The sequence below is a fragment of the Dolosicoccus paucivorans genome (assembly GCF_900100125.1).
Taxonomy (GTDB): Bacteria; Bacillota; Bacilli; order Lactobacillales; family Aerococcaceae; genus Dolosicoccus; species Dolosicoccus paucivorans.
Genome location: NZ_FNEL01000103.1, coordinates 1 through 1,211, shown reverse-complemented (window position 1 = coordinate 1,211; position 1,211 = coordinate 1). Strand labels below are relative to the sequence as shown.

Annotated in this window: 2 protein-coding genes; one reads left to right on the top strand and one right to left on the bottom strand. The window is 37.6% G+C overall.

What is annotated here, in order from left to right:
• On the top strand, positions 1-283 hold a 283-nt coding region (locus BLR79_RS08770), incomplete at its 5' end, for an IS30 family transposase (RefSeq protein ID WP_143338851.1).
• Positions 284-869: 586 nt separating this feature from the next.
• Here BLR79_RS08770 and BLR79_RS09145 read toward each other — a convergent pair.
• Positions 870-1,211, bottom strand: a 342-nt coding sequence (locus BLR79_RS09145) for an LPXTG cell wall anchor domain-containing protein (protein ID WP_200778892.1), incomplete at its 5' end; no start/stop codon positions are given.

Genomic DNA, 1,211 nt, shown 5'->3' with positions numbered 1-1,211 from the left:
AGACATCGAACAACAAAACATCGCTTTTTACTTTGCGGATGCTTACAGTGCCTGGCAGAGAGGGACTAACGAGAATTCCAATGGATTACTCAGAGGATTTTTTCCTAAACGCACAGATCTAGCTAAAATTACGGAGCACGAACTTTTCAATACGCTATGGTTGATAAACAATCGACCTAGAAAATGCTTAGATTTTAAAACACCTTTTGAAGTACTCATGCACGAACTCGTTCAGTTAGAATCACTTTTTGTCGCAATAATTATTGCAATTCATCAATTATAAATATAATTGAAGCGTTTTACAACAGAGAAGATGGGCGATTTGAAGGTAGTTTACTAAGCTTTATATTGGGCTTGACTGAGACTGTTAGTGATTTAGGAGATGTGGATGCTCATAAACAGAAAGTGGGTTGGAGTTTTCTGTTTGTGGAGTCGCATAAACAGAAAGTGTGCCTAGTTTTCATCTTATGGAGTGCCATAAACAGAAAATCTGCTGTAGATTGCCTTGGCTTTGTTCAGTCTTAGTTTCTGTCTTAGATTTTTCTTCTTCAGTTACCCCTTCAGAACTATCCTCTTTATCCTGAACATGACCGGTGCACATTGGTACAATAATTAAATAACAGAAATATAGATTTCAGAATGATTGATTGCATCGACATTTAAGAACACTCACTTCCTCCAACCAAAAAGACGCTTCACAATCGTGAGGCGATAGATAATGCTTCTATACGTTATAGCAATATATTCTACTGTATATTCTATTGAAACAAAAAGAACTAAGCTACAAAAAGTAGCTTAGTTCCTAAAATGTTTTCTCAACCCTATTTAACAAAGAGCCTCTAATTATTCACTCACGGTAGTATGATACTTTAGACTAATTCTTCCTCTTTCTTAAACTTAACAACAAAACCTAATCCTGCTAAGGCTGAGATTGTTGCTAATGCAAAGTTTAAATTAGAATCTTCTTCACCTGTTTCAGGTAAAAGGGCTGATTTAACAACCTGTGCCTCGACATTAGCACCATTTGGCTTCCCAACTCTGTTTGTTTTATCATGTTGAACTGAGATGCCTGTTTCGCTTGGCTCCTCTGGTAATTCAGGTTCTTCCGGTGTATCTGGCTTTTCAGGATTTTCTGGTGTACCTGGTTTCTCTGGTATTTCAGGTTCTTCAGGTGTTTCCGGTGTTTCCGGTGTTTCAGGTGTTTCCGGTGT